General features: G+C 50.4%; 4 protein-coding genes and 2 pseudogenes. 4 read left to right on the top strand and 2 right to left on the bottom strand.

The window, feature by feature from the left end; genetic code table 11:
• Positions 1-319 precede the first annotated feature (319 nt).
• Both G9463_RS22775 and G9463_RS22770 read left to right on the top strand, forming a co-directional pair.
• Positions 320-919 carry a TetR/AcrR family transcriptional regulator gene (locus G9463_RS22775; protein WP_004967007.1) on the top strand — a complete coding sequence of 200 codons (600 nt, stop codon included), beginning with the start codon at positions 320-322 and terminating at the stop codon, positions 917-919.
• Positions 920-937: 18 nt separating this feature from the next.
• Positions 938-1,780: pseudogene (locus G9463_RS22770) on the top strand (IS4 family transposase); the annotation flags it as partial.
• A gap of 67 nt (positions 1,781-1,847) precedes the next feature.
• On the opposite strand, the gene G9463_RS22765 reads toward G9463_RS22770, so the two are convergent.
• Positions 1,848-4,130, bottom strand: coding sequence for an RND family transporter (locus tag G9463_RS22765; RefSeq protein ID WP_165897912.1), 2,283 nt, complete (start codon positions 4,128-4,130; stop codon positions 1,848-1,850).
• Positions 4,131-4,144: 14 nt separating this feature from the next.
• Positions 4,145-5,794, bottom strand: a complete 1,650-nt coding sequence (locus G9463_RS22760; protein ID WP_152422326.1) for a COG1361 S-layer family protein — start codon at positions 5,792-5,794, stop codon at positions 4,145-4,147.
• Between the two features lie 136 nt (positions 5,795-5,930).
• Between G9463_RS22760 and G9463_RS22755 the strand changes: the two genes are divergently transcribed.
• Together G9463_RS22755 and G9463_RS22750 are read left to right on the top strand one after the other, a co-directional pair.
• Complete coding sequence (locus tag G9463_RS22755) at positions 5,931-6,302, top strand: TetR/AcrR family transcriptional regulator (protein ID WP_007190517.1); 372 nt, start codon at positions 5,931-5,933, stop codon at positions 6,300-6,302.
• A 30-nt stretch (positions 6,303-6,332) separates the two neighbouring features.
• Positions 6,333-6,783, top strand: a pseudogene (locus G9463_RS22750) (IS5/IS1182 family transposase); the annotation flags it as partial.

The raw sequence follows: 6,783 nt of genomic DNA, 5'->3' as shown, positions 1-6,783 counted from the left end.
AAGCCGACGCATGATTCTCGATGAGGAGGTGTCTGTGTGCACAGCGGATACCTCCTCATTCCTCTCGAAAAGTAGCCTCGATAAGCCGCCGCTGTCACGTGGTTCTTCTCTTAGCTAAAGACGGATGGAACAGTGGTCAACAATATGCTTAAGTTAGCCGAATGAATAATCAATTATACAGCCATCTGCGGCTTGTACTCGCTATTCAGCACAATGATAAAAAACATAACTCAGTTTGACCCTGTGTCATACGCAGTGGGTAATAGAGCCGTGAGCAGTTTGAACCGTCCCAGACAACCAAAAAATAGTCGGGGTAAAGATGACTAACGAGATATCCTTCTTCCAGAATCCAGAGGGAACCCAAGAAGAGATTCTTGAAGCTACATTCTATGCATTACGTCAGCACGGGTACGCGGACCTAACTATTTCAAAAATAGGCGATGAATTCGAAAAAAGCCAGTCACTCATATATCACCACTACGATAATAAGGACGAATTGCTAGTAGATCTTCTGGACTATATGTTGGAGCAGGTCGAAAGCCAGGTCCCACTTCCCAACCAGTCGCCTGAAGAGTATATCGAAATAATCGTTGACGAGATGTTTGGCACCAACGGCAACAACAATCTCGAGTTTACCCAAGCTATAATTGAACTGCGAGCGCAAGCAGCACACGACGACAATTACGGCCGCCTCTTTCGTAGGAGTGATGATTTCATTCGGAAACAAATTGCACGTGCTATCCGGGCGGGCGTCGATGCAGGCGCATTCGATGTCGAGAATCCATCCCAAACAGCCGCGCTGTTCCACACCGTTTTAATCGGTATTCAGACAGAGCAGATTACAAGCGACGAGGAGCCCATCGACTACACCAGAGCCGAGTTCCAGCGCTACATCGAGAACTGTTTATTCCCTGAATGACCTCCTCCCCGCCGCGGGCTCCACCTGCTCCATAATGTCACTGGCCAGACGATTGATCGGTTCAGCATCACTGACGAGAAAGCGCACGACAGCACCGAGTTTTCTACGGGATCATGGCTAAAAGATCGGTTGGTACTGTTCGATCAAGCGTACTTCAAGTACCGCCGTTTTGCGCTGATTGACGAGAATAACGGATACTTCGTGAGTCGGCTGAAACCGAACGCAAACCCGAAAATAACAGCGGAATTACGGGAATGGCGTGGCGACGCCATTCCATTGGAAGGGGAGAAGATCCAGGATGTCGTGGACAACCTCTACCGAGAGCACATTGATGTAGAAGTGGAAGCGACGTTTCAGCGACGAGAGTACGCGGGCACACAATCATACGACAGCAAGACGTTTCGTGTCGTCGGCGTCCTCATTGCGGACGCCGACGACTACCATCTGTACATTACGAATCTCCCGAGAGAGGAGTTTCTGCCAGCATATCTAGCAACGATCTATCGATGTCGGTGGGAGGTAGAACTGCTGTTTCGTGAGCTGAAGACGCAGTACAACTTGGATGAGTTCGATACGAGTAAGACGTATATCATGGAGATCCTGATATATGCGGCGTTGCTGTCGCTGTTAGTGAGCCGTGATCTGCTGGGTCTGGTCACCGAACAAGCCGACGACGAAATCGTGTTTCCGCCGGAACGCTGGGCGGCGACCTTTCGATCGCACGCCCAGCTCATCCTCTTTGAACTCGGTGAGTACCTCGGCTACTCGCCGCCATCGTTGTTAGAGCGGCTGATCGAGGATGCTCAGAAAATTCACCAGCAACGACCGATACTGCAAGAGACGCTCGCTACCGCTGCATAACCGAGGTGTGAGGCCTAACTAAAGACGAATGGCTTGCGGTGATCCGTCAACTGGGACAAGGATGGTTTCAATCATCGGTTTCTGATGGCACTATGTTTCGTGAAGCTGCTTTATCTGCGCGGACTGACTCAATCTTATCCGAGAGACGCCCAAGGGCTATAAGCGTCGGTGGTAGGGTTGCCAGAGAGGCAATGAGGGTGAAGAAGATGACACCCACAGTTAGCCACCCGAAGTCAGCTAGAATAGGGAATGGTGATAGCGTGAGTGCTGAGAACCCGAAAACAGTGGTCATCCCAGACACGGTAATCGCTTTGCCGACACGCGATCCGGCGGTTTCGACTGCATCAAGCCGGGAAATACCAGTCTGTTCGACCTCTTCGAAGTAACGTTCCATTACGATGATCGTGTATTCTGCGCCGATGCCGACACTCATTGCGCCAAGAGACGCACCAAGTGGCGACACCGATATTGACAGAGCTAACATATAGAGATTTTGCCAGCCGATGACAAATAGCATCGGGACAAGCGGGGCAACAGCCCGAAGCAGGTTTCGATAGTAGAGGAGTAATGCCCCAAAAACAAGGGCAAATCCAAGCCCAGTCGTTGCATTCCGATTTTCGATCTGCTCAACGATCGATGGTGTCGATACGGGTGACTGCCCTGTAAGCTTGGCATCGACTCCGGATGGAGGCTGACTTAATGCGATTGATGTCTCAATAGTGTCGAACAAGCCAAGTTCCTCGTCGGTGTTCATGTCTTGTTCAGCAGTTATCCGGATCTGTGCATGGCCGTTGCTGTAATACTGGGCTTTTTGATCGTCTGGGATGGCTGCTAAAGTCTGTCTAACCTCACGTTCTGTCTCTGGTAGTGTTCCGCCATTATGCTGTTTAATCAGCGTTGCTGGTGTCGAGACACTGGTAATTTGTTGCTTATCACTGGCGATGACGCGGAACCTCTCCATCCAGCGTAACACGTCTGGGTCACGCAATTGTTCCCCACTAACAAGAATGCTGTACTGAACGGCATCACCACCCCCAGCGACAGATCGAAACTCCTGGAGATCGGTATAGGCCGGCAGGTCCTGTGGAATGAATTCCTCAGTATCCGCAGTCGTTTCTAGATCAGAACTGACCGCAAACCCACCAGCTGCGACAACAATTGCAATAGAGAGAACAATGAAAGGATTAGCTGCAAGAGTGCGTGATGTCCGCCCGAGTGCCTGTCCAAGACGGCCAATGTTACTGCTTCCGGTCTGTTCCTGTGGTGGGAACTCCGACTCATGGGAGGGACTGGCCTCCTCTTCAGATGTGCTACGGAAGCGGACCCAGAGTGTGAGGACTGGCAAGAGCACAAACAATCCAGTGGTAAATGTTAGCACCACACCGAAAATAGACGTTTGTGCAAACCAGACAAACGCTGGTGATCCGATTGTGGAAACCCACGTTGCTCCGAATCCAAGTGCCGCTGAGAACATCGCAACTAGAACGGGTGGGCCAACACCACCCAATGCTAGTGGCAACGCTTCGCGTGGGCGGTGATTTTCAAGCTCTTCTTCGTACCGTTCATGAAACTGTATAGAATAGTCAATGCCCAATCCGATCAAAATTGGGAACACAGAACTGGTCAACGTTGAGTTTGGGATACCTGCGTACCCAATCGCTCCAAACGTCCAAATTACACCGACAAAGACCGCAACTATCGGGAGCAAGCGGAGTCGAACACCCCGGAACAAAAAGAATAGGGCGATAACCATTAGCCCTACAGCTAACCCGAGCAACTGCTGCGTGCTCTGCTGAATGAGTCCCGAAAGTTGCGACGAGAACGCTGCTGAACCAGTAATTGTAACGCTCACGCCGCTCGGAAATTCCCCCCATTCTTTGGCATTAATAGCATCTGTATAAATAGGCCGGGATTGTTGCTGTGTAAGCCCGGGTTCAAGAACGATGGTAACTACCGTTGAGTCTGGATTCCCAACAACCCGCTGTATTTTTTCTTGTGATCCAGGAATACGGCCATACTCTGCTCGCACTTGATCAGCAGGGCTGATTACTTGTTCAACGTCATCAACTTCGGACATTCGTCGATCATATCGATCGATAGCCCGCATTGTCGCGGGTTCTGTAACCTCTCCCCGCACAAGGGTAGCAATCGTCCCGCGGTCGAAATTATCATCATACGTATTTAATGTGGGATTTTCACCGACAAATGCGCGGTCCCCGGTGACACTTTCAATCTGTGCGGCACCGGAAAATGCGATCCCAGTGACAACAACTACGGCTGTGAGCATGATCAGTGGCCGACTCTGAATGAGTCGTCCAAGCCGTGCAAATATCGTTCGCAAGCTCATCATCGTATTATCTGAGATTAATTTTGCCGTCGGTATACAACGATAGCGCCACCGACAAGTGCAGCCATCCCAACCGCAGCCGCCGGAATTAGTGGGAACCCACCGGAATCGGCTGCACGAACTGGGACGCCAATGGTAAGTGAGCCAGTAAAGCGTGTATCTCCGTCGGACTCATCGTACCGAATCTCAACTGATGAACTATACTCTTTTGTTAGGGCAGTATCGGAAGCACTCACTCGAAACGTTGCAGTTACAGTCTCACCGGGCTCAACAGTGCCGAGATAAGCACCATCGTCTGAAGACGATAGCGGGTCATTAGTGAATAATTTGATATTCGCGTTCGTTACTGTTTCATTTCCGGTGTACCTGATCGTAGTTGTCATCTCGCCGCTGCCACCCGGCGTTACTGTCGTATTTGTTCCGATAACTTGGAATCGGTCACGCTCCTCACCGATGACGACACGCTGCCGAAGTGGTGTCGACGGTCGAAGAACATCGCCAGCATCGTTTTCATATTCAAGATCTAATGGAACAGAAATTGAGCCCGGCTCTGCTTCCTCGGGGATATTAACTGTGAACGACACCTCAGCGGATTCACCAACAGCCAGATCACCGACTGCCGCTTCACCGCTAGTTACTGTGAGTGGAAGCTGCTCCTGTTGGCCGATGCGAACGACCATATTCTGTGCAGGTGCTGGCCCCTCGTTCGTAATGGTAGCTTGGAGTGTTGCTTCAGGTTCATCTACTCTGAAATCGGTTGCCTGAACCTCACTGATTTCAAATGATCGGTCTGCTTGGACAGTAAAATTCGCTCGCGCAGTATCAGCTGTCTCTGTTATGCCGTTTCCGTTTTCGAACTCAATTGTTGCTGTGACTGGATATGTGCCTAAGTCTACATTTTCATTGGCACCCATTCGAACACTCACCGTTGTGTCTTCCCCAGGTGCCAGTGAGCCAATCGAACGAGCGGTATTCTGTGAAGGGCTTGCTGCCTTTCCGAAGAACGTTCCTTCAGTGGTCGTAGTGAAAGTGACCTCAGCGTTCGTTGCGGCGCGTGTCCCGGTATTCTCAACGGTATAGCGAACCATACCGTTGTCACCTGCGATGATACTGTCTTTACCTACCCTTGTGACATTAAATCGGGGTTCATTTTCAATTTCAAGAGTTATGTCTCGGACAACCTCTCCTGAGCGCGTTTGCCGTTCCGTGTCGTCAAGTGGTCCGAAACTTACCGCTCGCGTGTGCGAATATTCAATTACGACTGGGACCTCATATATACCTGGTTTGGCGTTGCCGACCTCAATCCTGAAATCAAGCGGCACCTGCTGGCCGTCAGCAATGGTCCCAATTGTCTGTTTACCTGATTTTACTTCAATTGGTGCGTCGAGCTTATCATCCTGTATTTCAACCTGAACATTTTTTGCACGCTGTACTTCCTCTTCAAACGCTGCTTCGTTGCCCTTTCTGAGTTCACCATCATTGACAAGGACAACTTGCAATGATTGGGCTGATTCAGCGCTGACGACTGGTTCCGGTGTCGAAGCACTGATTCCCGGCTCGCCAATGACTACCGAATCCGCTGCTACCGGCGTCGCCATGCTGAGAAGTAAGCAAGCGCAAATAGCGATGCTTACCCATTTAGTCGAGTAGAACCGCGATAGACTCATGTATTATGCCCACTGCCTGCCAGATATAATCTTGGTGAAACTACATACCACGCAATAACTGTTTATGAGCTAGTTGCTATTCAACTCGTCAAAGAAGTCACATTTATTATACAGATGAACTTGAAATCAGTACCTAATGGACGATTTAGCAAGCCAGAGTTTTCCAGAACCTGAAAGGGCGATAATGAAGGCAACCTATCAGGTACTATGCGAGTATGGGTATGCAGATCTTACGATACAACAGATTGCAGACGAATATGGAAAGACTACGACTGCAGTATATTACCACTACGATACAAAAAATAAACTCCTCACAGCGTTCCTTGATTACCTTCTGGAGGAACTTGCCGACTCAGTTCACAATATCAGGACAACTAATCCCGAAAACCGTCTCAAGTTTCTGCTTGATGAACTTCTTGTCAAATCAAAAAATGAGCCAGCTCTCTCGATTGCATTATTGGGCTCTGGTGAATCACTGGACGGCGTCGGCTTCGACCGTCAGAACTAGGAAGATGAAGCGGGAAACCGCCGATGATTCATGTCTAAGATCTCCCGCTTCACAAGCAACGTCGTTCAGTTAGCTAAAAATGCTGTTGGTGAGCGAGGCGAAGTCGCCGCCCCCGAAGGGGTGGCGGCTTCGCCGAGTATGCGGTAGTGTCGCTGCACTGTCTGCGGGTTTACCTGAAAAAATCCTACCGAGAAGCACTTGATTTGCTGAGCGAGATGCCACAAATACTCGGGGAGATCGGCCTCGACGCGGCCGATATCCCCGACCACTCCACGCTAGTCAAGTGGTTTGACAGAATCAAGACAGCGATCTGGCGAGTGCTGCTGCGCCTCTCGGCGCAGGAGCACGAGCCATCTGGTCACGCCGCTATCGACGCGACGTCTTTTGACCGGGAAAACGCTAGCAAACACTACTGCCGTCGGACGAATTACCGGGTTCAGACGCTCAAAGCGACAGCTCTCGTCGACACAGAAAGCCAAGC

This window comes from Haloarcula sp. JP-Z28 (genome assembly GCF_011440255.1).
Classification (GTDB): domain Archaea; phylum Halobacteriota; class Halobacteria; order Halobacteriales; family Haloarculaceae; genus Haloarcula; species Haloarcula marismortui.
This window is presented reverse-complemented; position numbering and strand designations above follow the sequence as displayed.